17 protein-coding genes and 2 pseudogenes are annotated in these 26,775 nt (G+C 74.3%); 6 read left to right on the top strand and 13 right to left on the bottom strand.

Annotation, left to right across the window (positions count from 1 at the left end; translation table 11 throughout):
• Positions 1-123 precede the first annotated feature (123 nt).
• Positions 124-651: pseudogene (locus AB0G63_RS24985) on the bottom strand (XdhC family protein); the annotation flags it as partial.
• A 200-nt stretch (positions 652-851) separates the two neighbouring features.
• On the opposite strand from AB0G63_RS24985, the gene AB0G63_RS24990 reads away from it, so the two are divergent.
• On the top strand, positions 852-1,973 hold the full coding sequence (locus tag AB0G63_RS24990; protein WP_360754126.1) for a hypothetical protein: 1,122 nt from the start codon (positions 852-854) through the stop codon (positions 1,971-1,973).
• A 190-nt stretch (positions 1,974-2,163) separates the two neighbouring features.
• On the top strand, positions 2,164-2,859 hold the full coding sequence (locus tag AB0G63_RS24995; protein ID WP_360754129.1) for a hypothetical protein: 696 nt from the start codon (positions 2,164-2,166) through the stop codon (positions 2,857-2,859).
• A gap of 77 nt (positions 2,860-2,936) precedes the next feature.
• On the opposite strand, the gene AB0G63_RS25000 is transcribed toward AB0G63_RS24995, so the two are convergent.
• From AB0G63_RS25000 to AB0G63_RS25015, 4 genes are all read right to left on the bottom strand, one after another.
• The gene (locus AB0G63_RS25000) at positions 2,937-3,368 is read right to left on the bottom strand and encodes a hypothetical protein (protein WP_360754132.1); all 432 of its coding nucleotides are present in this window, start codon (positions 3,366-3,368) and stop codon (positions 2,937-2,939) included.
• A gap of 221 nt (positions 3,369-3,589) precedes the next feature.
• Complete coding sequence (locus AB0G63_RS25005) at positions 3,590-4,492, bottom strand: LamG-like jellyroll fold domain-containing protein (RefSeq protein WP_360754135.1); 903 nt, start codon at positions 4,490-4,492, stop codon at positions 3,590-3,592.
• Complete coding sequence (locus tag AB0G63_RS25010; protein WP_360754139.1) at positions 4,441-5,523, bottom strand: TIGR04500 family putative peptide maturation system protein; 1,083 nt, start codon at positions 5,521-5,523, stop codon at positions 4,441-4,443. Before AB0G63_RS25010 ends, AB0G63_RS25005 begins: the two co-directional genes overlap by 52 nt.
• Positions 5,520-6,548: an MvdC/MvdD family ATP grasp protein gene (locus AB0G63_RS25015; RefSeq protein ID WP_360754141.1), complete on the bottom strand. Its 1,029-nt coding sequence runs from the start codon at positions 6,546-6,548 to the stop codon at positions 5,520-5,522. Before AB0G63_RS25015 ends, AB0G63_RS25010 begins: the two co-directional genes overlap by 4 nt.
• Before the next feature lie 260 nt (positions 6,549-6,808).
• Here AB0G63_RS25015 and AB0G63_RS25020 point away from each other — a divergent pair, with 260 nt between their 5' ends.
• Positions 6,809-9,673, top strand: coding sequence for a BTAD domain-containing putative transcriptional regulator (locus tag AB0G63_RS25020; protein ID WP_360754146.1), 2,865 nt, complete (start codon positions 6,809-6,811; stop codon positions 9,671-9,673).
• A 260-nt stretch (positions 9,674-9,933) separates the two neighbouring features.
• On the opposite strand, the gene AB0G63_RS25025 is transcribed toward AB0G63_RS25020, so the two are convergent.
• From AB0G63_RS25025 to AB0G63_RS25035, 3 genes are all read right to left on the bottom strand, one after another.
• The gene (locus AB0G63_RS25025; protein ID WP_360754148.1) at positions 9,934-10,641 is read right to left on the bottom strand and encodes a hypothetical protein; all 708 of its coding nucleotides are present in this window, start codon (positions 10,639-10,641) and stop codon (positions 9,934-9,936) included.
• Between the two features lie 312 nt (positions 10,642-10,953).
• Positions 10,954-13,950 (bottom strand): BTAD domain-containing putative transcriptional regulator, encoded by a 2,997-nt coding sequence (locus AB0G63_RS25030; RefSeq protein WP_360754151.1) that lies wholly within the window; start codon positions 13,948-13,950, stop codon positions 10,954-10,956.
• Positions 13,951-14,176: 226 nt separating this feature from the next.
• On the bottom strand, positions 14,177-14,785 hold the full coding sequence (locus AB0G63_RS25035) for a hypothetical protein (protein WP_360754154.1): 609 nt from the start codon (positions 14,783-14,785) through the stop codon (positions 14,177-14,179).
• A gap of 220 nt (positions 14,786-15,005) precedes the next feature.
• Here AB0G63_RS25035 and helR point away from each other — a divergent pair.
• A pseudogene (helR, locus tag AB0G63_RS25040) lies at positions 15,006-16,448 on the top strand (RNA polymerase recycling motor ATPase HelR); the annotation flags it as partial.
• 76 nt (positions 16,449-16,524) lie between these two features.
• On the opposite strand, the gene AB0G63_RS25045 reads toward helR, so the two are convergent.
• The 3 genes from AB0G63_RS25045 to AB0G63_RS25055 all read right to left on the bottom strand — a co-directional run bounded on the left by AB0G63_RS25045 (position 16,525) and on the right by AB0G63_RS25055 (position 18,318).
• Positions 16,525-16,890: a hypothetical protein gene (locus tag AB0G63_RS25045; RefSeq protein WP_360754157.1), complete on the bottom strand. Its 366-nt coding sequence runs from the start codon at positions 16,888-16,890 to the stop codon at positions 16,525-16,527.
• 228 nt (positions 16,891-17,118) lie between these two features.
• Positions 17,119-17,499, bottom strand: coding sequence for a DUF4406 domain-containing protein (locus AB0G63_RS25050; protein ID WP_360754160.1), 381 nt, complete (start codon positions 17,497-17,499; stop codon positions 17,119-17,121).
• A gap of 33 nt (positions 17,500-17,532) precedes the next feature.
• Entirely contained in the window at positions 17,533-18,318 is a 786-nt protein-coding gene (locus AB0G63_RS25055; protein ID WP_360754163.1) for a DeoR/GlpR family DNA-binding transcription regulator, read from the bottom strand.
• A 322-nt stretch (positions 18,319-18,640) separates the two neighbouring features.
• Between AB0G63_RS25055 and AB0G63_RS25060 the strand changes: the two genes are divergently transcribed.
• Complete coding sequence (locus AB0G63_RS25060) at positions 18,641-21,517, top strand: BTAD domain-containing putative transcriptional regulator (protein ID WP_360754166.1); 2,877 nt, start codon at positions 18,641-18,643, stop codon at positions 21,515-21,517.
• 277 nt (positions 21,518-21,794) lie between these two features.
• Here the strand turns inward: AB0G63_RS25060 and AB0G63_RS25065 are convergent, their stop codons facing one another.
• Positions 21,795-21,968 carry a hypothetical protein gene (locus tag AB0G63_RS25065; RefSeq protein ID WP_360754169.1) on the bottom strand — a complete coding sequence of 58 codons (174 nt, stop codon included), beginning with the start codon at positions 21,966-21,968 and terminating at the stop codon, positions 21,795-21,797.
• A 152-nt stretch (positions 21,969-22,120) separates the two neighbouring features.
• On the bottom strand, positions 22,121-22,969 hold the full coding sequence (locus tag AB0G63_RS25070; protein ID WP_360754172.1) for a hypothetical protein: 849 nt from the start codon (positions 22,967-22,969) through the stop codon (positions 22,121-22,123).
• A 704-nt stretch (positions 22,970-23,673) separates the two neighbouring features.
• Here AB0G63_RS25070 and AB0G63_RS25075 point away from each other — a divergent pair.
• Positions 23,674-26,754, top strand: a complete 3,081-nt coding sequence (locus tag AB0G63_RS25075; RefSeq protein WP_360754285.1) for a BTAD domain-containing putative transcriptional regulator — start codon at positions 23,674-23,676, stop codon at positions 26,752-26,754.
• The last annotated feature ends 21 nt before the right edge of the window (positions 26,755-26,775 follow it).

Below are 26,775 nucleotides of genomic sequence, written 5' to 3' on the forward strand. Positions count from 1 at the left end.
CGCCGCCCCCCCCCCCCTCGCACCCCCCCCGGCCCCCCCCTTCACCCGGGGGGGGGGTTCCCCTGCGAACCGGTCACCGGCCGCTCCCGGCTGCACGCCGCCGCCGTCCGCCGGGGCGGCGGCATCGTCGTGGATCGGGCCGTGCGTGCCGGCGAGGGGCAGGCCGGCGCCGCCGCAGCGGGCGGCGACGATCTCCGCGGCGATGGACAGGGCGGTCTCCTCCGGCGTACGGGCGCCGAGATCGAGGCCGATGGGCGAACGCAGCCGGACCAGCTCCCGGTCCGTGAGGCCGGCCTCGCGAAGCCGGGCGTCACGGTGCAGGCGGGTGCGACGGGAGCCCATGACGCCACGTAGGCGACGGGCCGGCGCAGGGCGAGTTCGAGGAGCGGCACGTCGAACTTGGCGTCGTGGGTCAGGACGCACAGCACCGTACGGGCGTCCACGTCGGTGCGCGCCAGGTACTCGTGCGGCCACTCGACGACGATCTCGTCCGCTCCGGGGAAGCGTTCCCTCGTCGCGAAGACGGGGCGCGCGTCGCACACCGTCACGTGGTGGCCGAGGAACTTGCCGACCCGCACCAGCGCCGAGGCGAAGTCGACCGCGCCGAAGACGATCACGCGGGGCCGGGACGGAGGACTCCACCAGGACGGTCGGCGTGCAGGTCGCCGCGGCTGAGGGTGCCTCGCGCGAGCCACTCGTGGGAGGCGGCCTTGCATGCGACGGCATCCGAGCCGCAGGAGGCGCCCGCCGAATAGCACCGTCCCCAGCGGTTTCCCAGTCGCGGTACGCACCATGTCACGGGCGGTTCCCAGGGCCGCCCGTGACAGCGGAGACGAGAGACAGGAAGTCCAATGTCGTCAACGAGCGGAGGCGCTGGGCACAGCGGGGCGTTCGGTGTGCCGCCCGGGAAGGCGACCGCCTTCGCGTGTCCTGCCACGCGCCGGGCCTGGCGCAGGTCGAGAGCGCTGCACCGGGTACGCCACCTCGGCCCCTACGTGCTTCTCGCCGTGCTGTCGGGGCTGTGCCCCGCGCTGGGCGTGCCCCGGTGGCTCGTCGCCGTGGTGGTCGGCACGGGTCTGGTCGTCGCCGTGCCCGCCCACCGGTGGCACTGCCGGCACGCCTCGGTCAACGCCCGCCGGGCGCGGCTGGTCCTGGAGCACTACCCGTGGCGGCCGTGTCTGCTGGAGCGCGGGCCGGATCTGGACGACCAGGCGGAACGGGCCTCCGCACGCAAGTGGCGGGGCCCGTTCTTCCGGCTGGCCGATCCCGACGTCGCCGGGCGGGTATGGGTGCACGGCGTTCCGGGGCCCGGCCCGCTGAACTCCTCCGTCCGGTCGCCGTGCGCCCCGCGCGTCCTGGACGAGGCGTTCGACGCCGACGGCGGTCAGCAGCAGGCGTGGTTCGCGGGGGACCTGCGGTTCGGCGGCGTGCTGTCCCCCGTCGGCGGCGGCCGGCCGGTCCTCACCCACGCACGCGGACGGCGGGGCCTCAAGGGCGAGCACAAGGCCGCCTCGCCCGAACAGGACGCCCTGGCGGTCCGCGCCGGGCTGCTGGAGTACGACGAGTTGCCCAAGTCGCATCCGCTGCGCCGCGCGCACGAGAACGGGGGGCCGGGCGGCGGACCGGCCGCGCCCCGGCCGGGTCCGGCCCGGCCGGTGACGGGCTCGTCGCCGGGCCGCAGCGCCGCGGCACGGGCCGCCGGTCGCACCGCGCTTGCCCTCTTCGCCGTGGCGGCCCTGGTCACCGGGCTGTTGCTGGTGTTCGTGGCCGTGCGGCCGGCCGGCACCGAGGCGGTCGTACGGGTCTATGTCGGCATGCTGGCGATGCTGGCGCTGGCGGTCTCCTTCCGCGTGTGCGCAGGCCTCGCCGAAGACGTGGACCGCGGTCCGCTGCGGTGGCTCGGCGGGCTCTCCGCCGGCTTCTTCTGGATGGCGTTCGCGCTGTTCTGGGCGGGCCTGTTCGTCGCGTCGTGAGCGGGGGACGGAGGCGGCGGGTGGGACCGGCGCGGGTCCTGCGCACTGCCAGCGTTCTCCCGGTCCCTTCCCAGCGCGGCGGGCGAGAGTACTCGCGTACGGCGGCCGGGGCGCGCACCGCCCCGGCCGCCGCATCGATGCCCGCACCGGTCCCGACCGGTCCCGTGCCGCTTCCCGAGGAGACATCACCATGACTGCAACCGATGCCGCATCCGCCGTCCGGACCGCTTCCGCGCCCGACGTCTCGTCGAGGCGTGCCCGCTGGCCGCTGTTCGGCGTCGCCGCCGGACTGCTCGGCGCGGTGGCCACGCTCGTCACCGACATCCATCCCGAGGGCTACCCCGAGGGCTTCACCCCGAAGGTGATCTCGGACGTCTCCCAGACGAAGGCGCACATCAGCATCGTCGCCGGATTCCTCGTCGTGGCGCTGCTGCTGGTGCTGGCCGGGGCGTGGCGGCGCCGGGTCGAGCCGCAGGTGCCCGGCAGCACGGCGGCCCATGTGGTCAGCGGCGCCCTGACGGCGTCCGCGGCCGCGCTGACCCTCGGCTACGGCTGGAAGGGCGCCCTGGCGGTCTACCTGCCCGGAGGCATGGACGCGGGCGCCTTCGACCGTGCGGGCCTGTACGTGCTGTTCATGCTCAACGACTTCGGCAGCTTCATCGGCTGGCTCGGCGTCGTGGTCGCCGCCGGCGCGATCGCCTGGATGGCGCTGCGGGAGCGCACGGTCTCGCGCTGGATCGGCGCGGTCAGCGTCCTGCCCGTGCTGGTGGTGACGGGGTTCGTGAGCGCCACCGGTCTGCCCGGTTTCCAGGGCATCGTGGGCCCCCTGTGGCTCGCGGTGGCGTTCCTCGGCCTGTCCTTCGGCCGCAGCCCGATCGTCAGGTGAGACCGCTGTGAGGAGGCTGGTGAGACGGATCGCCGGCGGCGTGTGGTCCTGGTGCCGGCCGGCGGCCCGGTCGAGCATCAGCGCCGCGCGTGACGGATCGTCAGCCGTCCGAACCCCATGGCGCCGGAGATCCGGATCGTCGGCCCGCCGGGGCCGGAGCGCCGCCGGGCCTTGTAGCGCGTGTCCTTCCATTCGGTACGCAGACCGTCGAGATCGACGATGGCGTCGCGAGGCACCGTGATCCTGGCCTTGCCGGTGCCGAGCCGCAACTCGATGTCGACCAGCGGGTGCTCGATGACCGCCTCGGAGAGGTCCAGGTGCACGCGTCCGTACGCGGACTCGACCTTGAGAGCCCGCGGCACCCGCCAGGGGCCGCGCCTGCTGATCCGTCCGCCGGCCGCTGCGATGAGGGACGTCGTGCCCGGGCTCTCCAGCGGGAGCGAGGCCAGGACCGGCGAGAGCTCGCCGTGCGTCCTGGCGGTCAGCGCCCGTTGGAGACGTTCGTCCATCTCCTCGTGCTAGAGGTGCCCGGCGGCGTACGCCTCCTGCACGCGCCGGACGGCCGTGTCGCGGTCGTCTTCGCCGAGCGGGAGCGACGGGTCTTCCGGCAGGGAGGTCACCGTCCCACTCTAGTGGGCGTCGCGAGCGCGGGCGGAACGGAACGGCCCGCGCGAACCCGGTTTCGCGCGGGCCGTCCTGACGTCACGTCACCGGGGTCGGCGCGGATCCGTCAGCACGGGCAGTAGTCCGTGCCCAGCCCCAGGAAGGGGATGTCCTGGTCCCTGAACGCTCCGGAGTAGGCCTGCACCTCGTCCACGTCGCCGTGCAGGTACTCGCCCCAGCCGTCGCCGGCCTTCGCCCGGCCGACCTGGAGGGCGCCGGCGCTGTGCCAGCCGTCGGGCAGGGTCGCGGTCGCCTGGGCGTTGGTGACGCCGTCGAGGTACAGCTTGATCGTGTCGGTGGCGTCGTCGTAGACCACGGCGAGACGATGGCCCTGCCCTTCGCCTCCGTCGGCGGCCTCGATCTGTGAGACCACCCGCTCGGGCGCTCCGGCCTCGTCCTTCTCGGGCATCACCAGCTGCCAGGCGTGCGTGGAGGGCTCGTAACGCACCCTGAAGGCGTCGGTGTGCTCGCCGGCCTGCGACAGCGCGGTCATCGGGTGGGCGGGCTCGGCGTCGGCGAGGCGTACGACGACACCCAGGGTGAAGCTGTCCGCGGTGTCCACCACGGGCCCGTCGGCGGCGGCGTACCCGGTCTCGCCGTCCAGCGTCAGGTGCCCGTCGCCGACCAGGGCCGGCGGCACGTAGGGGCAGTCGGGGTCGAGATCCGGGCTGCAGGAGCCGTCGGAGACCCGGTAGATCGAGGCCCCTGTGCCGAGCCGCAGCGGCGGGCCGTCCGACTCGGTCACGCCGGTGCCGGCACGGGCGGCGGTGCCCGTCTCGGCGGCGGCCGAGCCGGAGCCCGCCGGGTCGTCGTCCGGAATATCGGCGCCGACAGCGTTCAGCGCGGTGCGGGCCGGCGCGCGGGGTGAGCCGGCGCCGCGCGGACCGCGCGGCGGCCGGGGCGGACCGGTGGGCGGGGTCAGAGCCAGTGCCAGGTGATCTGCGCGCGGGAGCGGCGTTCGGCCAGCCACGCGGCGACGGCCGCGCGGCCCGCCGCGGCGAGGGTGTCGTCGTCGTGGGGTGCGGGACGGCGGGAGAGGACGGCGCCGACGAGGAGTTCGCCGTCGTGCCGGACGGGCCGGGGGACGAGCGTGCCCGCCGCGAGGTCGCGCAGTGGGAGCGGCAGGCCGTCGGGCAGGCTCGTGCCGGCGGTCACGCGCAGCGGCGCGCCCGCGTCGGCCGCCGCGCGGGCGAACACGGCGAACTCCTCGGCACTGCCGGCCTCGGCGAGAGGGGCCAGGAGCGCGGCCTGCCGTGCGGTGGCCCATACGGCGTGGACGTGCTCGAAATCCCGTTCGTGGGTGCGCAGATGGTCGTGGGCCTGGGTCTCGGCGATGCGGCGGCGGAGCCGGGCCACCAGCGCCTCCTCGGTCATCTGCTGCTCGAACGCGGCGCGGGTGAGGCCGAGCGAGTCGAGCCAGGCGAACAGCGCGTCGCGGTTGTGCAGGCCGAGGCGGCGGCGGAAGTCGTCCGTGGCGGCCTGGACCTCGGCCGGGGACGCCGGCTGGGGGTCGGCGTGGGCGTCCGCGAGCAGCAGGACGTGGTCCACGAGCTGGTCGTGCAGGGTGCGGTCGGGCAGGCCCGCCGCCCGCAGGACGTACAGCGCGGCGGGGATGGACACCGAGTGCAGCCCGTCGACGGTGAGGACCCGGCCGGCCGCCCAGTGGGTGGAGTGGTCGACGGCCCACGGCAGGCCGTCCTCCGCCTGGTGGTTGACGGCGACGCAGCCGCCGTCGGGGTGGTCGATGAGCAGGTCGTAGTCGACCAGCGGGGTGCCCGGCGGCTCGTCGACGACGAGTACGGCGGCGGGCCCGCCGCGGCGGCGCACGTCCGCGGCCCAGTGCTCGGCGGTGCGGCGGGCGCCGGGCAGGCTCTCGCGGCGGCGCGGCAGGGCGCGCAGCAGGGTGACGGCCTCGGCGAGGGCGGCTTCGAAGGACAGGGCCGGGGCCGGTGTGGGCGGCGCGGAGGCGGCCGGGACGGTGGAGGCGGGGGCGGGGGTCATGGCGTCACAACCTTCGCGGGGTGGTCGGGGGCGGTCGGGGCGGCGGAGCCGCGGGCGGGTTCGTCGGCGCTGAGCCAGTCGGCGACGGCGTGGGCGATGGGCATGCCGGTGAGCGTCTCCACCCAGCCCCACTGGCCGTTGACGTCGATCTCCAGGAAGACGTAGTCGCCGTCGGGCGTGAGGATCAGGTCGATCGCGCCGTAGGACAGCCCGAGCGACTCGACGAGGGCCACGCAGCGCCGCCGGACCTCGTCGGGCAGCCGGTGCTCGCGGGAGGCGACGGCGGCGTCCCGGTGGTGGCGCCGGTCCCGCGCGGCGGTGCGGCAGGCCTGCGAGTCGGTCTCGGCGGCGAACACCTCTCCCCCGACGACGGTGACCCGCAGCTCCACCCGCTTGGGCACCTCGGGCTGGAGGATCACCGGTGCGTGGCGGATGCGGGCGCGTCCGGCGAGGTCGCGGCGGCGCACCGGCACGGTGTGCATGTGGTGGCGCTCGCCGTCGACACGGACGTCGCGGCAGGTGAGCGCCTTGCTGACCAGGCGTCCGCCGGCGGTCTCCCAGGCGGGCACGAGTTCGTCCGGGTCGTTGGTGACCAGGGTGTCCGGGACGGTGAAGCCCAGCTCGGCCGCTCGGGTCAGGTTGACCAGTTTGTTGTCGGCGACGGCGGCGCGTGAGACCGGTCCGGGCATCCAGCGGCGCGCCGGCAGGATCTCCTTCAGGCCGCGCAGGAAGTACGTCGAGACGTGCTCCGCCCAGGCGCGGTGTGTCGGTTCCCGGACACTGTCCGCCGCGCGGGCGGGTTCGGGGCGGCGTACCCACACCGCGGTCACGTCGGCGAGGTCGTGGGTGGCGCCGCCGGTGTGCAGCAGCGCGCCGGGGAGGCCGCCTCGCACCTGGAGGGTCAGGCGGCTCTCCGCCGGGAAGCGGTCCTCGTTCCACCACAGCACCTCGGCGCCGAACCGCTCCAGGTGCGGGAGCACGAAGTGGACCGTGACGTCTTGCGGGTCGCTGATGATCAGGATCATGGTGTGGGCTCCTTGGCCGCGCTGTGCGTTCCGGATCCGGGCGGGCACCGGGCGGGCGCGCCGGAGTGCGCCCGCCCGGACCGTGGGATCAGGTGTTCCAGCAGTCCTCGCTGCTTCGGGCCTGGCGTCGGCCACGGGAGGAACCCTCACGGATCTGACTGGGAAGCCGCTGGCAGCGAGCCGGAGCCCCCTTCCCCAGTGGGTTGCCAGCCGCAGGCAAGAAGCTCTCGCGAACGCGGAAACGATCGGCAAGGGGACGCATGACCGACATACGCCTGGGGGTACTGGGACGCATCAGCGCGGACGTGGCCGGTGAGCCCGCCGCGCTGGGTGGCCGGGTGCCCCGCTCGCTCCTCGCCCTGCTGGTGTCCGAGCGAGGCCGCATGGTCAGCGCGGACCGGATCGTCGACGAGCTGTGGGAGGGCGCGCCGCCCGCGAGCGCGGTCACCACCCTGCACGGCTACGTCGCCTCGCTGCGCCGGGCCCTGGAACCGGACCGCGCGGCCCGCGCACCGTCCGCGCTCCTGGTGCGGCAGGGCCCCGGCTACGTGCTGCGCGTGCCGCCGGAGGCCGTGGACGCCGAACGTTTCACCCAGCACGCCCAGCTCGGCAGCCGCGCCCTGGCCGCCGGTGACCCGGCCCGCGCCGCCGAGGAGCTGGACGCCGCCGAACGGCTGTGGCGCGGCCCCGCCTACGCCGACTGCCGCGACGCCGCGTTCGCCCGCCCCGAGGTGGTGCGGCTGGAGGCGCTGCGACTGGCCGCCCGTGAGGACCGTTTCGCGTGCGCCCTGCGGCAGGGCGAGCACGTGACGGCCGTCGCCGCGCTGCAGGCCCACGCCGACGAGCACCCGCTGCGGGAGCGGACGTGGTCGCTGCTGGCCCTGGCGCTGTACCGGTGCGGGCGGCAGGGAGACGCGCTCGCCGCGCTGCGCACCGTCCGGGAGCGACTGGTGGACGAGCTCGGCGCCGACCCGGGCCCGGAGTTGCGCAAGCTGGAGGCGGACATCCTCGCGCAGTCCCCCTCGCTGGATCTGCCCCGGCCCGTCGCGGCGGCGTTCGCTCCGGCCGCCCGGACCGGGTCCGGCCCGGAGCCGGTGCGGACGGCGTCCGCCTCCGACCGCACCCGCAACCTGCCCCGGCACGTCTCCAGCTTCGTCGGTCGCCAGGAGCAGTTGGCGGGCCTGCGCGCGCTGCTGGACGAACACCGGCTGGTCTCCGTCGTCGGACCGGGCGGCATGGGCAAGACCAGGCTCGCCAACGAGGCCGCGGCGGCCCGCGACGATCTCGACGGTCCCTGGCTCGTCGAGCTGACGACCGTCACGGACCCGGCCGACCTGCCGCACGCCATCGGCTCCGTGCTCGGCCTGGCGGGCGCGGACTCCGCCCGCTCGCTGGCCCCGGCGCTGGCCGGCCGCAGCGCCCTGCTCGTGCTGGACAACTGCGAGCACGTCATCGACGCCGCCGCCGTACTCGTGGAGTCGCTGCTGGAGCAGTGCCCCGAGCTGCGGGTGCTCGCCACCAGCCGGGAGCCCCTGCGGATCGCCGGTGAGGCCGTGCTCGACCTGCCGCCGCTGAACGCGGACGGCCCCGACTCCGAGGCCGTCCGCCTCTTCCGCGACCGTGCCCGCACCCTCGTGCCCACCTGGCAGCCTTCCGACGAGGAACTCCTGACGCTCGCCGAGGTGTGCCGCGCGCTCGACGGCATGCCGCTGGCGATCGAGCTCGCCGCCGCGCACAGCCGCACCCTGTCGGTGCGACAGATCGCCGACCACCTGGACGACCGCTTCGCCCTGCTCAGCGGCGGCACCCGCACCGCGCCGCAGCGGCACCGCTCGCTGGAGGCGGCCGTCGCCTGGAGCCACGAGTCGCTGGACGTCGCCGAGCGGCGCTTCTTCGACCGGCTCAGCGTGTTCGCGGGCAGCTTCGACCTGGACGCCGCACGCCGGGTGACCGGGGACTCCGCCGCGCTGTCGCGGATCACCGGCCTGGTCGCCAAGTCGCTGGTGACGGTCGAGCCGGGCACCGAGCCGCGCCGCTACCGCATGCTGGAGACACTGCGCCACTACGGCGACCGGCAGCTGACCGACGGGGAACGCCGCGAGGTGGCCGCCCGTCACCGGGCGTGGGCCGAGCAGTTCGCCGAGGAGGCCGGCCGCCGGGCGCGCAGCGCCGACACCTCGCGCTGGCTCGGCCGCCTGGAGGCGGAGCTGCCGAACTTCCGCACCGCCATCACGTCGGCGTTCGCGGCCGGGGAGCCGGCCGTCGCCCTGCGCATCGCGACCGAGCTGTACTGGTTCTTCTACCGGCGCGGGCACGTCGGCGAGGGCCTGGACTGGCTCACCCGCGGGCTCGCGGAGGCGCCGCCGGCCGACCCCGCGCTGTACGCCCGGGGCTACATCGGCAAGGCGGTGCTGCACTACCTCTCGGGTGACCTGCCGTCCGCGGGCGCCGCCCTGGACGCGGCGCAGCCGTTCGCCCTCGAGGCGGAGGATCCCGAGCACCGTGCGCTGGTGCTGTGCTACCGCGCGTACTTCCTCGCCGCGACCGGCGACGTGGCGGGCGCGGCCGAGTTGGGCGAGCGGGCGCTCGCACTGGCCCGCGAGGCGGCCCAGCCGTGGGTGGAGGCCGAGGCGCTGATGGTGCTCGGGCAGGTCGCCCGGGCGAGCGGCGACCTGGCGGCGGCCGACGCGCTGATCGTGCGCGCGGTGTCGGCGGCCCACGCGTCCGGGCACGAGTGGGCCGCGCTGTCGTCCACCTGGATCGGCCTGAAGATCGCGATGGACATGGGCGACCGGGATCATCTGGTGTGCCGTGCCCGGGAGTTGGTGCAGGAGCTGTACGAGGAGTGGGACGTCACCTCCTGGCTGGTCGGCCTGCACTCGCTCGCGGGCTGCCTGACGATGCTGGGCCGTCCCGGGGACGGCGCCGTGCTGCTGGGCACGGTGGCGGCGATCGGCGGGCGGATCGGCTTCTTCCCGGAGCGGATGGATCCCCTGGACGGACCGCGCAACGCCGAGGCCGTGCGGGCGGCGCTCAGCGCGGAGGAATTCGACGCGCGGTTCGCCGAGGGGCGCGGGCTGGCACGCGCCGAGGCGACCGCCTACATCCGGGACCTCTTGGGATGAGGCCGCCCGCCGGGTGCGCCGCCGGGTGCACGGGGCGCCGGTTGCTCGGGACGCCGGGTACCCGGAGCGCCGGACGGGCCGGTCCGGAATCTCTCTGGAATCGGAGCCTCCGTTTCCGATCCGGTTCCCAGCCGCTTCCCAGCCCCGGCGGACACCCTGGGGACATGGCAGGCGGCGAAACCTCTCATCGGCACCCTTCGCCGCCGTGCCGAGACCGGCTTTCCGGCGCCGTACGGGGGGCGGCGCCGGGCAGCCGGGACTCATTTCTCCAGGTCGGCGCGCATCGCGACGAACAGCTCGGCCGCCTCGGCCGGGGTGCTGTCGGGGAAGTGGGCCACGCCCGCGGTGCCGGCGTCGGCCCAGCCGCAGATGACGTCGCCGTCCTCGGCGAGCGAGGCGAGCATGCACTCCACCGAGCCGCCGAGGGCGCCCGGGTCGTCGACCGGCCGGGCCTCGGGCCGGCCCTGGTCGTCGTCCCACCGGATGTGGTCCAGCATGCCCCGCCACAGGTGCTCGCGGCGCCTGGTGGTCTCCTCGGGCACATTGTCGACCGCGACGACGAGGACGGCGTCGCCGCTCCCCGCGCCGGAGCGGGCGTAGCCGTTCACCACCAGACGCATGCCGCCGCGCATCTCGCCCGGGTCGATGACCGCGTCGCCGGGCGCGGCCGGCCCGGTGACCCTGGCCAGTCCGCCCGCCGTGGCGGCGTCGACCACCCGGCGCGCGCTCGCGGTGGCGGAGGGCCGGGCGGTCCGCGTCTTCCCGGGCCCGGCGGACGGCCCCGTCCTGGAGGAGCCCTTGGACATGCCCTTGGAGGAGCCCCTGGAGTTCCCTTTGGAGGTTGTGCCCTTGGATGTGCCCTTGGAGGATCTGCCGTGCGCGCCCCCGAGGCCGTCGGTCCGGCAGCCGGCCAGCAGCACGAGGGCGAGGACGGCGGCGGTGAGTGCGGGAATAGGCGTGACGCGCATGAACGGCTCCCCCTGACGACCGGCGGTCTGCCGCCGGCCGGATCGACGCGGACGGGCGCGGCGCTCGGAACGAGGGCCGCCCTCGATGTGACGAGGCGTCACCACAGGATCGGCGACCGCCTTCCTGTCAGACGGTGCCGTCGACCGCTGGCAATCACCTGGGAAGCGACTGGATGCGCGCACCCAGTGCTCGCACGGACCGGCGTCCACGGCATGGCGACCGCGGGACGGCACCGCTCTCCGGCCCGCCTCGCGGGGCCTTCCGGCCACCGGTCAGGGGCGGCGGACGGCGTAGGCGACGCCGGCCACCGGTCAGGGGCGGCGGACGGCGTAGGCGACGGTCTCGCCGAAGGTGAACGAGCGGCCCACGGCGACGGCCTCGTCGAAGGCCGCGCCGCCCAGCGTCTCGCGGGCGTGAACGGCCGCGGCATCACGCAGCGAGTCGTCCGGCTGGTAGTAGCCGTAGACCGGGGAGCCCACGGACTCGCGCAGGGACTGTGCGGCGCCCAGCAGCGTCGCGACGCGTACGGCGTCCCCGGCGGCGTCCTCCACGACCGCCAGCGTGTCGAGGAAGTAGGCCAGGTTGGCCAGGTCGCGCGTCTGTTCCGACAGGCGCACGCCCTCCTCCAGGTGCTCCCTGGCCCGCTCGTGGTCGCCCTCGCTGATCCTGGCCTGGGAGAGGTTGAACAGCGCGACGTAGATCGCGAGGAGGTCGCCGCGGCTGCGTGCGGAGGCGAGCCCGAGTTCGATGTACGGGACGGCGTCCGCGGGACCCGTCTCCATCATGATCGCCGTGCCGAGCCACACGTGGATCAGCGACCACAGCCACGGGCCCGTCGCACCGGCCCGCTCCGCCAGCGGGATCGAGTCGCGGAACAGGGCCGCGGCCTTCCCCGGGTCGCCTTCGGCGAGCGCGACCAGTCCGATGCCGGGCAGCGCATGCGCCCGCGCCGCCACGTCCTGCGCCGTCTCCCCGTCCGCGTCCGCCTGCTGCCACCAGCGGCCGGCGGCCGCGAAGTCGCCCTGCGCGAAGGCCATCGCGGCGGCCGCGGACTGCACCCGGGAGCGCAGCCCGGCCGGCAGCGGCTGCTCCAGGGTCGCCTCCAGCGCGCGGCGGCCGACCAGCAGGTCCCCCCGCAGCCACCAGTACAGCCACAGTGCCCAGCCCAGCCGGCCCGCGGTCTCGGGCGAGCCGTCGCTGAGCGCCCAGTGGATCGCCCGGGTCATGTTGCCGTGCTCGGCGTCGGTCACCTCCAGCCAGCGCACCTGTTCGGCGCCCATGTGCTCCAGCGCGGCCCGCTCGGCCAGCTCCAGGAAGTAGACGGCATGGGCGTGGCCGGCCGCCCACGCTTCCGCGCGGCCGCGGGCGAGGTGGGTCCGGGCGTACTGGGCCACCGGTTCGAGCATGCGGTAGCGGAACCGGCCGTCCCTGTCGGTGACCGTGACGACGAGCGACTGGTCCACCAGTTCCGCCAGCGGCCCGAGCACCGGGTCGTCGCCTTCCGGGCCGGAGCCGACGGCCTCCGCGGCCTCCAGGGTGAAGCTGTCGGAGAAGGCCCCCAGGCGCCGGAACAGCCGTTGTTCGGGCTCGCCGAGCAGGCCGTAGCTCCAGTCGAGGGTGGCGCGCATGGTCCGCTGGCGGTCGGGCAGGTCCCGTGCCCCGTCTGCGGCCATCGCCTCGTCGAGCCGGGCGAGCAGCAGCGACGGGGGCAGGAAACGGGCCTTGGCCGCGGCGATCTCCAGGGCCAGCGGGATGCCGGCGAGCCGCTCGCAGACGGCGGCCACGGTGGGGGCGTTGTCCGGGGTGAGCGCGAATCCGGGTGCCACGGCGCGGGCGCGTTCGACGAACAGCCGCACCGCGGAGGCCGACCCGACGGCCTCCGGGTCCGTCCGCGAGCCGGACGGCAGGTCCAGGGGGTGCACCGGGTGGACGGTCTCGTCGCGGACGCGGAGCGCCGCCCGGCTCGTCACCAGCACGCTCAGCAGCGGGCACGCGGCGACCAGCCGGGCCACCGCCGGCGCGGCGTCGGTGACGTGCTCGAAGTTGTCGAGCACGAGCAGCATCCGCCGGCCTCGCACCTGGTCGACGACCAGCGCCTCGACGTCCAGCCCCTCCTGCGCTCCGGGCGCGACGGCGTGGCCGACGACCGACAGCACCAGCGCGGGGTCGCGCACCGAGGCGAGCGCAACGAAGACGGTCCCGTCGGGGAAGTCGTCCGCCAGCCGCCGGCTCACCGCCACGGCCAGCCGCGTCTTGCCCACCCCGCCCGTCCCGGTGAGCGTCACCAGCCGGTGTTCCGGCCGCCGCAGCAGCGCGGCGACCTCGGCGATGTCGCGGTCCCGGCCGACCAGCGGCGTGCCCGGCGTGTGCGGCGACCGGCGCGCGGCGGCGACGGCGACGGCGTCCGAGGGGGCCGGCGGCCGCGCGGCCACGGGTGCCGCTTGCGGGCCGTCCGGGTCCGCCGGTGGCGGCGCGGGCGGCCACAAGGACGGCCGGACCGCGGGCCGCGGCGCGGCCGACGCCGGCCGGGCCGCGGGGGGCGCGGCGAGGTCGTCGTCCTGTGCGAGGACGGCCGTCTCCAGCTGCCGCAGCCCGGGCCCGGGGTCGACGCCCAGTTCCTCGGCGAGGGTGCGGCGCGCGGCGCGCAGGGCGCCCAGCGCGTCGCCCTGGCGCCCCGACCGGTACAGGGCCAGCGTCAGCAGCTCCCAGCCGCGTTCGCTCAGGGGATGCTCGGCGGTGTGCTTCTCCAGGTCGCCGACGATCACGGCGTGCCGGCCCGTCGACAGTTCGGCGGCGTACAGGTCCTCCTGGGCCGCCAGGCGCAGACCGTCCAGACGGGCGATCTCCGGCAGGGCGAAGGTGGCGTCGGCGAACTCCGCGTAGGCCGGGCCCCGCCACAGGGCGAGTCCCTCGCGCAACGCCGCCACCGCCGCGGCGGCGTCGCCGCCCTGGAGGAGGTGCTGCCCGCGTTCGGTCAGCGTGGTGAACCACTCGGCGTCCACCGCCTCCGCGTCCAGCCGCAGCGCGTAGCCGACGCCCTCGCGCACCAGGACCTGGGCGGGCTGCCGGGCGGGGCGGCCGGGTTCCAGCAGCTTGCGCAGTTCGCCGACGTAGGAGTGGAGCGTGGCCGCGGACGCGCTGCGCGTCTGCCCCCAGGCGTCGGCGCGCAGCCGGTCCTCCGGAACCATGCGGCCGCGCGCGGCGACCAGCACGGCGAGGACGGCGCGCTGCCGCAGTCCGCCGAGGCCGGTGTGCCGGCCCGAGACCGTGGCCGTCATCGGCCCCAGCACACCGACCTGTATGTCCACCGATGCCCCGCCTTTTCTCACAGTTCTGGCGCATAGCGTGCCAGACGGCAGCGGTTCACTGCGACAGCGGGATCACCGGGACGCAGAGGATGCAGGGGATGTAAGGACTGAAGGTGACATATGGGTCGGAGGACCGGCGGGGTGGCCCGCGTCACGGCATACGGCAACGGGCTCGGGACCTCGCGGTGTGCGAGGCCCCGAGCCCTCGAACGGTCCGGCCGCCGGGTCAGTAGCCGCCCGTGGCGCCGCTGTCGGTGCCCATGTCCCACATGCCGCCGTCGCTGCACGCGCCCGTGGGGCGGACGGTCGCCGACTGCACGAGGTTGGGTGCGACCACGTTCACCTGCGCGGCGGCGAGCGAGTTGCTCACGATGTACTCCGAGTAGAAGAAACTCTTCGTCACCGACGTCTTGCCGGCCGGGACGCTCAGCGTCTCCTCCTTCATCGTGCTGCTGGTCGCGCCGTAGCGGACGGTGACCTTGCCTCCCCGGTGCCCCTTGGCGAAGGTGATGACCGCCAGGTAGCTCTCCGGCACGGCCGTCTTGCACTTCACCGAGGTGAGACTGGCGGGCACGACGGCCAGCGACACGCCCGTGACCTTGAGGGCGCCGCCGGCCGACCCCTGGTCCGCTCCGTCCCCTTCGGCGGAGGCCCCGACCGACGGGCGGCCGGTGCCGTCCACGTCGATGGCGGCATCGCCCGTCCGGCATCCCGAGGCGAGCAGGACGCCGCCGACGGCCACCGCCGCCACGAGACCGCGCCGGATCCCCCGCACTCCCCCACTCCCGGCCACCCGAACGTACCCCTTCATCCCCTTCGTCCCCGTCTCGCCCATGCGGCGTTCCCCGTTCCCCGTCGTCCGTCAAGCCCGGCGCACCGGGCGGCTGCTGCGAGGCGCTCGCCTCACCGCCCACGATGGGCCACGGCACTGGCAGTCGGCTGGGAGCGCACTGGACGGGGCCGGGCGCCGGGTCTCCGAACGAACGACGCCTTCGCGGCGTCGGTGTTCAGGAAACCCGACGCGTTCTCGGAGCGTGTTCGGCCTCCGCGTCCGCGGCGTGCTGTTCGTCGGCCCGCACCGGCCCTACCTCGCCTACGTCGCCGATGTGCTGCCCAGCCTCGGTGAGGAGGGCGTGCAGACCTGCGTCCTGCGGGACTTCGTCGCCGAGGGCGCCGGGGCGACCGTCGAGACCGACCCGGAGGTCGTCCGTCTGAAGTCCTCCGCGGACATGGTCCGGGCGATCGAGACGGCCGTCAGGTTCTACGAGGAGCCGCCCGCCGAGGGGATGACGGTCACCAGTCACTGGTCCGACGTCCGGCTCACCGCCGAGGACTGGGCCGTGGCGTTCGACGCCGCGGAACCCGGAACGCCGCACAACGAGGCGCGCCACCGGGTCTGGGAGGAACTGCTCACGATCCTGGTGGACAAGCACGAGGGCGACGTCTCGCCCGACCTGCTGCGGCGGTCACTGCGGCGGAACAGGGAGCTGCTGACGGCGTTCGGCCGCTCATGGCCGCTGCTCGAAGCGGCCGACCTGGTGTCGGATCTGTGGACGGTGCCCGCCTATCTGCGCCTGTGCGCCCCGTGGCTGAGCCCCGACGAGGTGCGCAGGCTGCGGCGCGCGGACGGCCGCGCCTGGACGGTGTCCGACCTGCCGCCGCTGGACGCGGCGCGGCAGCGGCTCGGCGATCCGGAGACGGCGCGGCGCAAGCGCCGGCCGGAGGCCGTTCTCGCCGCCCAGCGCGAGCGGATGGCACGGGTCGTCGACACTCTGATCGAGGCCGTGGCCGACTCCGGCGCCGACGGTGACGACGGCGAGGGCCTGGTGACCACGCTGCGCGGCGCGGACGCCCGGGTCAGCCTGGTCGACGAGTCCGAACTGCCCGTCGCCGACCCGGACCTTCCCCCACTGCCCTGTGGCGTGGGGGGACCACGTCGTCGTCGACGAGGCGCAGGAACTGACCGACGCCGAGTGGCAGATGCTGCTGACACGGTGTGCGTCGCGGAGTTTCACCGTCGTCGGGGACCGCGCCCAGGCCCGGCACGGCTTCACCGAGTCGTGGCAGGAGCGGCTGGAGCGGGTCGGGTTCGACCGGATCCGGCTGGCCTCCCGGAGCATCGGCTACCGGACACCGCGCGAGGTCATGGCGGAGGCCGAGCCGGTCATCCGGGCCGCGCTCCCGGACGCCAACGTGCCGGTCTCCGTGCGCGGCACCGGCGTCCCCGTCGAGTACGGCTCCGTCGCGGACCTGGACACGGTCCTCGGCGCCTGGCTCGCCTCGCACGCCGACGGGATCGCCCGCGTCATCGGCGATCCCGCGTTCCGGCCGACGGCCCGTGTCCGGTCGCTGTCCCCGGAGCTGGCGAAGGGGCTCGAGTTCGACCTGTCGTCCTCGTCGATCCGGAGAGGTTCGGCGACGGCGTCGAGGGGGCGGTCGACCGTTACGTCGCGATGACCCGGGCGACCCAGCGACTCGTCGTCCTCACCGGCTCCTGAGGCCGGCCGGGCGTGACGTGCTCGCGAACGCCGACAGGCGCCCGGTGGGCCGTCCGCCGGAACGAGCGTCCTGGTGTCAGTCCGCGGCGGGCTTGCAGAGGTCGAAGCTGTAGCCCGCCGTGCAGTCGGTCGTCGCAGGCACGACACCTGAGCCCCGCACGATCTGGAACACACTCACCGCGAGCAGGAGCACCAGCAGGAACTTCACCTTGGGTGTGAGGTTTCCCCTGACGCGTGCGGTGCTCCGCTGCCGCACGGCGTAGACGATGCCTGCCAGGCCTACAACGATGTCGGTGAGACCGAAGTAGCTGTACTCCGTGATCACACCATTCACGGAGGAGGTTGACTTGAAGCTCAGACCGACGAACAGGGGCAGGACGGCGAATGCCGCCACTACTATCGCCAGGCGAACCTTGTTGTCGTTCTGGTTCGTCGAAGTCATATGGGATCTTGTTTCTTCCTTGTCTGTCGAACTTCCTGAGAACTGGATTCCAGGTGTGCTCGAAGCGGGTGAACGCGTGACGGAAGAAGCATGTGCTCCCCGACTTGGAGATCACTGGAAACGTCTCTCCCTCGGCACCTCCACGTCGTGGATCCGCACGCGCGGGTCGCCGGTCAGGTCGCAGCCGTGCCGGTGCGGCCACGGCGGTCCGGTGTGCCGCGCCTGCGTTCATCGCGGCGCGAGGATCTCTCCAAGGCCGGTGTAGACGGCCTTGCCCTGAGCCTGGGCCTGGGCGACCATCATGTCGGCGCCCTCGGAAGGCCCACCGATCCGCAGGACCCCGTCACAGCGGGACAGGAGCCGCTGGGCGACGGGGTGGAAGATCTCCTCGTAGACCGGGTCGCCCGGCCGGGTGCTGCCTGCGGTCTCCAGCAGCGGCAGCGCGAGCGCCTCGCCGGTGACGCCCAGGTGGCCGGCGCGGAAGAGTTCGAGGGCGGTCTCGTTCATCGCCCTGACGTTGGCCTCCAGCTTGTGGGGGTCGTCGCCGGTGCCCGAGCGGTAGGGGCCGGCGACGAGAATCATCAGTGACCGGGGTGCGGCAGGCTGCACAGGGGTGCTCCTCGGTGGTGTTCGTGGTCCGTGTCAGACCAGAAGGGTCTCCACACCGGCTTTCCGCAAGGCCTGGAGGGTCTGCGGGCCGCCTGGGTGGGTGGCCGCGTCTTCGGCGGCCGCGTCGGTGACGAAGCAGTGCGCCGCGTCGAGCGGAGCGACCTTGCTGAACGCGCGAACGCCCAGCTTGGTGGCGTCAGCGACCGCGATGGTGCGGGCCGACTGGGCGAGGCCGGCCTGTTTGACGGCGGCGTCCTCCAGGGAGAACTCGGACCAGCCCTGCTGGGCGTGGACGCCGCCGATGGACATCACGAAGCAGTCGAAGCTCAGCGATTCCAGCGTGCGCAGCGCCAGTGGTCCCACCAGGGAGTGCTCACCGGGGCGGGAGCGGCCTCCCACGACCAGCAGTTCGATTCCCGGCCGGTCGGCCAGTCGGGCCGCCGTCTGCAGACTCAGCGCGGTGACCGTCAGGGGACCCCTGCCGGCCAGGTGTTCGGCGACGTGGACGGTGGTGGTGCCGGCGTCCAGAAGCACCCGCGAGCCGGGCTCCACGAGCGCGGCGACGGCCGCGCCCAGCCGTTCCTTCGTCGCGGGCTGCCACTGCTCTCTGGCGGCGAAGCCCCCGCCCTCCTCAAGCGGGCGGGTTGCGACTGCACCGCCGTGCACCCTGCGCACCAGGCCCTGGCGCTCCAGCGCGTCCAGGTCCCTGCGCACGGTCATCTCCGAGACGCCCAGACGGTGGGAGAGCTCGGACACGGAGACCCGGTCCGAGCCCTGCACCAACCGCAGGGTCAGGTCCAAACGATCGGCGACACCCATGCCTCATTTCTAACATGTATCTGTGAGATCTAACAATGGAATGTGAGAGCCGAACGCGTCCAGCACGACATCGGCCACCCCGTCGTCGCCGCTGGTGCCGCCATGCCGCCATGTCTCCACGCCCTCAAAGGAATTGGGAGACACGACGCAGTGAAGTCCAAGTGGATTCTCAGTCGCCGGTGGCTGCATCGCTGGGACATCGGCGACTAGGCGACCGCAGCGGTCGTCCGTGCCTGCCTCGTGGCACCCCCGGGCCCAACGGCGGCACGCCCGAACGGAGCTTCGGATCGCGCGGATCGGGGCAGAGGCGGAGTGGAACGGCGTGGACACATGGATCGGTGTACTCGGGTCGACGACGGCCACGGTGGCGGGCCGTCAGGTTTCGCTCGGCGGACTTCGGCAGCGAGCGGTGCTGGCAGTGCTGGTCGCCGCGCGCGGGCGGGTGGTCCCGGCGGACACCCTACTGGCCGAGGCCTGGGACGGGATGCGGCGGCCGTCCACGTCGGCCCTCCACTCTTACGTCCGTGATCTGCGCAAGGCCCTGGAACCGGAGCGCACGGCACGGCAGGCCGCCACCGTCCTGGTCCGGGAGGGGACCGGTTACGCGCTTCGGCTGGGGGCAGCGGGAATCGACGCCGAGCGGTTCACCGAACGGACCTCGCAGGGGCAGCAGTCGCTGCGGGCCGGCGACGCCGCCGGCGCGGCCCGTGCGCTGCGTGAGGCCGTCGGCCTCTGGCGGGGGCCGGCCTACGCCGACTTCGCCGACGCCTCCTTCGCCGTACCCGAGGCCGTACGGCTGGAGGCGTTGCGACTCGCCGCGTACGAGGACCTGTATGCGGCGGAGCTGGCGCTGGGGCGGCATGCCTCAGTGGTCGGGGACCTCGGCGCGTACACGGCCGAGCACCCGCTGAGCGAGCGGGGCTGGGAGCTGTTGGCGCTCGCCCTGTACCGGTCGGGACGGCAGGGCGACGCGCTCGGTGCACTGCGCACCGCACGGCACACGCTCGCCGAAGAACTCGGCGTCGACCCGGGCCCGGGCCTGCGGGAGTTGGAGGCGGCGCTGCTGGCGCAGGACGACAGCGTGGCCGCGGTCGTCGGGCGTACCCAGGACGGTGGCCTCGCCACGTTGGTCACGGGCGCCGCAAGGGGCGTGAGCCACAGCCCGGGTGACGGTGACAAGGCAGAGGGCGGCGAAGCGCGGTCGCGCACCGGCAATGTGCCGCTCTCCCTGGCGAAGTCGGTGGGGCGGGACGAGGAACTGGCGGCCGTGCGGCAGTTGTCGGCCGCGCACCGGCTGGTGACGCTGACCGGGCCGGGCGGCGTGGGCAAGACGTGGCTCGCGCTGGAGGTGGCGCGGGCGCATGCCGACGCCGACGGGCCGTGGCTGGTGGAACTCGCCTCCCTCAACGACCCGGCCCTGCTGCCCGGCAGCATCGCCCAGGTTCTGGGCATCCGGGCGGACACCGCGGAGCGGCTGGCCGAGGTGCTGGCGGACCGTGAGCTGCTGCTGGTCGTGGACAATTGTGAGCACCTGTTGGCCGCCGCCGCGGAGGTCGTCGTACGGCTGCTGACCCATTGCGGCGGGCTGCGGGTGCTGGCCACGAGCCGGGAGCCGCTCGGGGTGACGGGCGAGGTCGTCCACGAGGTCCCCCGGCTGAGTGCCCAGCAGGCCACCGAGCTCTTCCTGGAGCGGGCGACAGCCAGGGTGCCCGGGTGGGAGCCGAGCCGGGACGAACTCGACGTCGTCGGGCGGATCTGCGCCGAACTCGACCGTCTGCCGCTGGCGATCGAACTGGCGGCAGGGCAGAGCAGGATACTGTCGGTGGAGCAGATCTCGGCAGCGCTGGACGACCGCTTCGCGGTCCTGGTGGGTGGTGCGGCAAGCGGCCCGGAACGGCACCGGGGACTCCAGGAGGCCGTGGCGTGGAGCCACCGGCTGCTGGAGCCGGAGGAGCGGCAACTCTTCCACCGGCTGAGCGTGTTCGCGGGCTGCTTCGACCTGGACGCGGTCACCGCGGTCTGCGGCCGGCCCGTCATCGCCCCGCTCGCCTCACTCGTGCACAAGTCGCTGGTGGCGGTGGAGCCCGGCAGCACACCGCGCCGCTACCAACTGCTCGAGACGCTCAAGGAGTTCGGGCGGGTGCATGCCGAGCCGACGCAGTGGGCCGCGGCGCAGGAGGCGCACCGGGCCTGGGTGCTGGCGCGCGCGGAGGCGGCTGAGGGGCGGCTGCGCGGTGAGGACGCGCTGACGGCGCAGCGACAGCTGACGCGGGACGTCCCGGAGATCAGGTCCGCGTTCAACTCGGCCCTGCTGGCCGGGGACGGGGAGTACGCCTTGCGGCTGGCGGGCGCGCTGAGCATGTACTGGTACCGCCAGGGACACGTGGCCGAGGGCCTGGGCTGGCTGGCCGCCGCCCTCGACCTCAGCCCCGGCGCGGGGCCCGGCCTGCGAGCACGGGCGCTCGTCGGGCAGGGCGGGCTGTTGTACCTCGCGGGTGACTTCGTCGGTGCGGCCCGGGCGATGCACGCCGCCGCGCGGGACGCCCGAGCGGCGCAGGACCTGGTCACCGAGGGGGTGGCACTCACATACCGGGCCCTGTTCGGCGGTCTCGCCGGCGAGCCTGAGGCAGCGGCGAATGCGCAGGCCGCGGTCGAGCTGGCGCGCTGCACCGGGGAGCGGTGGCTGGAGGCCGAGGCCCTGATGGGGCTCGGCATGCTGCTTCGGCTGGCCGGGCGGGCGGGGGCGGCGCACGAGGCGCTGGAACGGGCCGTCCGGGTGGCCCACTCCTGCGGGCACCGTCTCGTGGAGGCGTCCTCCACCTGGCTGGGCATGAAGACCGACATCGATCTGGGACGGCCGCAGGCGGCGGTGCAGGCCGGCCTGTCCGTGCTCCGGGTGCTGGACAAGGACGGCGACGTCACGTCCTGGCTGGTGGTCGCCCACACCACTGCCGCCGCCCTGGCCCTGACCGGCGACGCCCCACGGGGCGCGACGCTCCTCGGAGTCGTGGAGGAACGCGGCGCGAAGGTCGGCTTCTCACCGGCTGCCATGGACCCGCTGGACGCGCCCGGACAGACCGACCGCGTACGCCGGGCCCTGTCCCCCGAGGACTTCGAGCACCGGTTCGCGCTGGGACGGCAGCTCACGGACGACCAGGTGCGGGTGCTGCTGGCGCAGTACCAGCCGGAGCCGCAGTGAGCGGGATACGAACGGTGGGCGCGGAACGGGTGCAGCAGGGGCTCCCCGCACCACCTGCCGTTGGCGCCGCGTCCGACGGAGAGACCGGCGAGAGGCCGGATGAGGCCGTGGAGCGCCACCGCCATCCGCAAGGGACCCACGGCGCCTCGGAAGCCGGGCAGTCCGGCGCTGCCGGTGAAGGCCGCCACCGCCCGGACGGGCAGCAGGCTGAGCACGCCGATCCGGATCGGGACGACGCGCTCCCGCAAGGCCGCCCAGACGAACGCGCCGGCCGCGATCACGACCTCCAGCCGGCGAAGCTGCCGAAGTCGTTCAGCATGAACAGGGCGTACAGGCCCTCACGGTCGAAGCCGGACGCGTCCATACCGCCGGGCGGACAGGCTGCCGGGGCGCCCTTCCAGCCGTAGCCGAGCGTCACTGCGGCGGCCGGGGCGGTGAGGGCGCCGTTCACCAGGTGCGCCGCCGCGCTGCCGGATGCCCGTGTGGGGAGTCGGCGGGGCGGGGCCCGAGGGCCGAAGCGGATGGCGTCTCCCGGAACCGCGTCGGCCGGAGGGCCGGGGTGCGAGCACACCCGGCCCCGGCCCTCCGGTCACGGTCGTGTCGTCACGACGCCGGGAACATCACGTCCAGGCGGATCCGCTGGGACGTCACGTCCTGGAAGAAGTCGGACGTGACGCTGGTGGCGAAGGACTCGGCGCCGGTCTCCTTGACCAGCAGGTCCCGGTCCGGCTTGCCGGGGACGACGTACTTCGCGGTGATCTTGTAGCGACCGACGGGCACGTCCACCGTGCTCCAGCCATAGGGGTCGACCCAGACCGCCTTGCGGTTGCTGATGGTCTTGCCGGTGCTGCCGTCGATCAGCTTGGTGACGGGCTTGAGGGTCAGCCGGACGTTCCGGTTGTCCAGCCACTCGTCGTCCGGCGCGTTGTCCGACCACAGGTAGTGGGAGACGATGCCGCCGTAGTAACGGCCTTCCTCGCCCTTGCGCTTGCCGGTGAGCTTCCACTTGAAGTCACGGACCGCCCCCTTCTTCGCCTCGAACGGGGCGAGGCTGCTGGGCCAGAGGCTGAGCTGGTAGTTCCTGCCGTGGTACCGCTTCGACAGATAGCCACTGGCCTTCCAGGTGCCGGCCTTGTGCGGCAGGCCGACGCGGTAGGTGCCCTGCTTGTTGGTCATGGCCACGAGGTTGCTGTCCCAGTGCAGCGTGTCGTCGACCACGATCTTGGCGCCCTTGATCGGCTTGCCGCCGACGGTGGTCACCTTGCCCTTGACGACGTACGCCTGCCGGCCCGAGGCCGACGTGACGGTCCGGTGTGAACCGCTGTCCGCGGTACTGGCCCCCGCGGGCACCGTGGAGGCGAGCAGCGCTCCCAGCGAGACCACCACGACCGTCGCGGCCCGGGCGGTTCTCGTGCTGGTCCCCCGGCGTGCGAGCGTCTCTGACTGCTTCAACGTTCTCTCCCGTGTGTCTCTCGAAGCCCGGTGGCCGATTCCGTACGCCGTCCACCGGGCCGTCCCTTCCCGCCGGAGCCGCCATCTCCACCGGAGTGGCCGGTCGACCGCGCCGTGCTGCGGCCGTACCGCTGAACAGGCGTTGTGACGCGCTGTCAGGTACTGCCGTCGTACACCGGCGCGGCGTCGCGCGGTCACCCGGCGGTACTCGTCGGTAGTCCCCCGGCTGCGCTCCGGACAGCAATCACTGTGCGCCGCAGGTCTGGGAAGCCACGGGAGTGACACTGGGGCCGACTGGGGACCGACGGGGAAGCCTCGATGCCGAGAAGGACCGGGCGGGCAGGCAGGCGGCCCGTGGCCGGGCCCTTCGGATACGAAGCCGGTGGGCACGTCGTCATGAGGCTGCGGCGCCGGGCGCGGCGGGCGGCGGGCTGAGGGCGGCGGGCGGCGGGCGGCGGGCGGCGGGGCACAGAAACATGCGGCACCTCGAAGCCGCCGCCATCCTTGTCAGGGACGCTGCGAGAACGTTCCCCGACATGGCGCGGGCCGGGACCGGGCCGTGGCTGCGAGGTCGGGAAGGCCGACGGGCGGTCGTGGAACCGGCGGTGGCGTCCGCATCGTGGCCTCAGTCGTGGGGGCGTAGGCCGCGCATGGGACGCTGCCTCCGTACAACGGAAAGAAGAAGGACACGACCGGTGAACACGATGGACGTCCAGGTCGCCGTGCTCGGGCCCATGTCGGCCACGGTCGGCGGGCGGGCGGTGGCCCTGGGCGGACTGCGGCAGCGCGCGGTCCTCGCGGTGCTCGTCGCGGCGCGCGGGCGGATGGTCTCGGCCGACCGGATCGTCGCCGACGCATGGGGCGAGGGACGCCCGCCCTCGGCAGCCACCCTCCACTCGTACGTGGCGGAACTGCGCAAGGTGCTGGAGCCGGGACGCGCTGCCCGGCAGGCCGCCCGCGTCCTGGTCCGCGAGGGCACGGGATACGCGCTGCGGCTGCCCGCGGACGCCGTGGACGCCGAGCGTTTCACCGATCTCACCGCACAGGGGCAGCGGCTCCTGCAGTCCGGCGACCCGGCCGGTGCGGCCGACGCCCTGCGCCGGGCCCTCGCCCTGTGGCGCGGCCCCGCCTACGCCGAGTTCGCCGACATCGCCCTCGCCGCGCCGGAGGTCGCCCGGCTGGACGGGCTGCGGCTGACCGCCCATGAGGACCTGTACGCCGCCGAACTCGCCCTGGGACGCCATGCCGTGGTCGCCGGCGACCTGCGCAAGCACACCGCCGAACACCCGCTGAGCGAACGCGGCTGGGAGCTGCTGGCCCTGGCCCTGTACCGGTCGGGGCACCAGGGTGACGCACTCGGCGCGCTGCGCACCGCCCGCCGTACGCTCTCCGACGAACTCGGCATCGCCCCGGGTCCGTCCCTGCGGCGCCTGGAAGCCGCGCTGCTGGCACAGGACGACACGGTCGCCGCGCCACCGCCACCACCACCGCATCCTCTGCCGACACCGACACCGACGAGCGTCACGTCGGCAGAGCCGCCGACCGCCGGCGCACCCGGCAGCGTCTCGCCCGCAGCCCCGGCCGGAGTCCGCGCCGACACCAACCTCCCGGCCAGGCTGCCCGGCAGCCTGGTGGGGCGGGGGCATGAACTGGCCGCCGTGCAAGCGCTGTTGGACACGCACCGGCTCGTGACCCTCACCGGGGCCGCCGGCATGGGCAAGACCCGGCTCGCCCTGGAGACGGCCATGGCGCGCGACGACCTGGACGGCCCCTGGCTCGTCGAGCTGGCCGGGCTGTCGGACCCCGCCCTGCTGCCCCACGCCACGGCCACCGCCCTCGGGATGTCCGCGCCGCGCGGCGTACCGGACCTCGTGGCCGCTCTGCGCGACCGGCGGACCCTGCTCGTGCTCGACAACTGCGAACACCTGGTGGACGCCGTGGCCGGCCTCGTCCCGCACCTGCTGGCGGCCTGCCCCGGTCTGCGCGTGCTGGCCACCAGTCAGGAGTCCCTCGGCCTGGACGGCGAGTACGTCTACGAGGTCCCGCCGTTGCCGACCGGCGAGGACTCGGACGCCGTCGCGCTCTTCCTGGACCGCGCCGCGCTTGCCGAACCGGGCCGGCGTTCCGATCCGGCCGAACGTACGCTGCTCGCCGAGCTGTGCAGGAAACTGGACGGTATGCCGCTGGCCATCGAACTCGCCGCCGCCCAGTGCGGGGTGCTGTCGGTGCGGCAGATCGCCGAGCACCTCACCGACCGTCTCGACGAGCGCTTCGTCCTGCTGCGCACCGGCCGTCGTGACCGCGCGGAACGGCACACCACCCTGCTCGCGGCGGTCGCGTCGTCGTTCGCGCTGCTCACCGCCGAGGAGCGCGAGGTCCTCGATGCGCTGGCCGTCTTCCGGGGCGGCTTCGATCTGGCGGCGGCCCGGTACGTCACCGGACGGGACGACATCGTGACGCAGCTGACACGGCTGGTCGCCAAGTCGCTGGTCATGGTCGTCGCGGGCAGTGATCCACGCCGCTACCGGATACTCGAGACTCTGCGCCAGTACGCCTTGCGGCACGCTCCCGAGGACCGGCGCGAGGAGGCGGTCGCGCGCCGGCTGGACTGGGCCGTACGCCTGGCGGAGGAGGCGTACGAGAATCTGCGCGGTCCGCGTGCCGCCGCGTGGATGCGCAGGCTCGACGACGAGCTTCTCAACATCCGCGCGGCGCTCGGCACCGCGGCCGGTACGGGCGAGACGACGAAGGCGCTGCGCATCGCCGCCGGACTTGCCGGCTTCTGGTACCGGCGGGGGAACGTCATGGAGGGGATCCGCCACCTGGCGCCGGTGCTCGACGACACACCGCCCGGGGGACCGCGCGGCGTGGACCGCACCGCACCGCGGCCGAGGACCGGGGAGGGTGCGCCCCCCGGGCAACCACAGGCCGTCGACCACTCCCTGTACGCCCGCGCGGCCGCGGGCCTCGCCCTGTTGCGGTACCTCGACGGCTCTCACGACTCGGTGGTCGACGCCCTGCACCGGGCCGGCTTCCACGCGGCGCTGGCCGACGACCTCGGGACCGCCGCCTGGGTGATGGCCACCACCTCCAGCTTCGAGGCGCTCTCGGGTCTGCCGGAGCCGGCCCGCAGGCGCGCGTCCAGGGCCTTGGAGATGGCCCGTGCCACCGGCTCCCCACAGCTCGTGGCCGAGGTGCTGCTGTGTCTGGGGGACATCGAGCGCCACGCGGGACGGCCGGACGCGGCCACGGCCCATCTGGAGGCCGCGCTGGACGCGGCGGACGGGTGCGGGTACGCGCTGGTCGCGGGCACGGCACGGTTGCACCTGGCCGGGATCGAGCTCGACCGGGACCGTCCCGACGTGGCGCTGCCCCATGTGCTGCGGCTGGTGGAGCAGACCTACACGGAGTCCGACACGACCTTCTGGCTGCTCGGCGTCGCCGCCCTCTCCCAGGTGCTGCTGCGCCTCGGCCACCCGGTGCAGGCGGCCGAACTGGCCGGCGTGGTCACCGGATTCGGCACCCGGATCGGTGTCTCCCCGCAGGCCATGGACCCCGACGGGCTCGGCCGGTACGCCGCCCGGCTCCGCACGGAGACCCTCCTCTCGGCGTACGGCCCGGCCGCCGAACGGGGACGCGCACTGTCCCAGGACGAGGTCATGGAACGCGTCCGGGCCCGGTGGACGTCGGTGGTGCCGGCGACGGACTCCTCGGCCACCGACGTCGTGCTCCGCGCGGCACCGGCCGGGTCGGTGCCGCGCCGCGCTGGTGGACCGGCGGCCTGAGTTCCCGGGGAAGCCGCACAC

This window comes from Streptomyces sp. NPDC020996, assembly GCF_040641355.1.
Lineage (GTDB): Bacteria > Actinomycetota > Actinomycetes > Streptomycetales > Streptomycetaceae > Streptomyces.

Excerpts from the sequence above, each read along its gene's own strand:
- AB0G63_RS24990 (WP_360754126.1), top strand. The coding sequence starts at position 852 with ATGTCGTCAACGAGCGGAGGCGCTGGGCACAGCGGGGCGTTCGGTGTG.
- AB0G63_RS25055 (WP_360754163.1), bottom strand. The coding sequence starts at position 18,318 with ATGGGTGTCGCCGATCGTTTGGACCTGACCCTGCGGTTGGTGCAGGGC.
- AB0G63_RS25020 (WP_360754146.1), top strand. The coding sequence starts at position 6,809 with ATGACCGACATACGCCTGGGGGTACTGGGACGCATCAGCGCGGACGTG.
- AB0G63_RS25045 (WP_360754157.1), bottom strand. The coding sequence starts at position 16,890 with ATGACTTCGACGAACCAGAACGACAACAAGGTTCGCCTGGCGATAGTA.
- AB0G63_RS25075 (WP_360754285.1), top strand. The coding sequence starts at position 23,674 with ATGGACGTCCAGGTCGCCGTGCTCGGGCCCATGTCGGCCACGGTCGGC.
- AB0G63_RS25010 (WP_360754139.1), bottom strand. The coding sequence starts at position 5,523 with ATGACCCCCGCCCCCGCCTCCACCGTCCCGGCCGCCTCCGCGCCGCCC.
- AB0G63_RS25015 (WP_360754141.1), bottom strand. The coding sequence starts at position 6,548 with ATGATCCTGATCATCAGCGACCCGCAAGACGTCACGGTCCACTTCGTG.
- AB0G63_RS25000 (WP_360754132.1), bottom strand. The coding sequence starts at position 3,368 with ATGGACGAACGTCTCCAACGGGCGCTGACCGCCAGGACGCACGGCGAG.
- AB0G63_RS25025 (WP_360754148.1), bottom strand. The coding sequence starts at position 10,641 with ATGCGCGTCACGCCTATTCCCGCACTCACCGCCGCCGTCCTCGCCCTC.
- AB0G63_RS25035 (WP_360754154.1), bottom strand. The coding sequence starts at position 14,785 with ATGGGCGAGACGGGGACGAAGGGGATGAAGGGGTACGTTCGGGTGGCC.
- AB0G63_RS24995 (WP_360754129.1), top strand. The coding sequence starts at position 2,164 with ATGACTGCAACCGATGCCGCATCCGCCGTCCGGACCGCTTCCGCGCCC.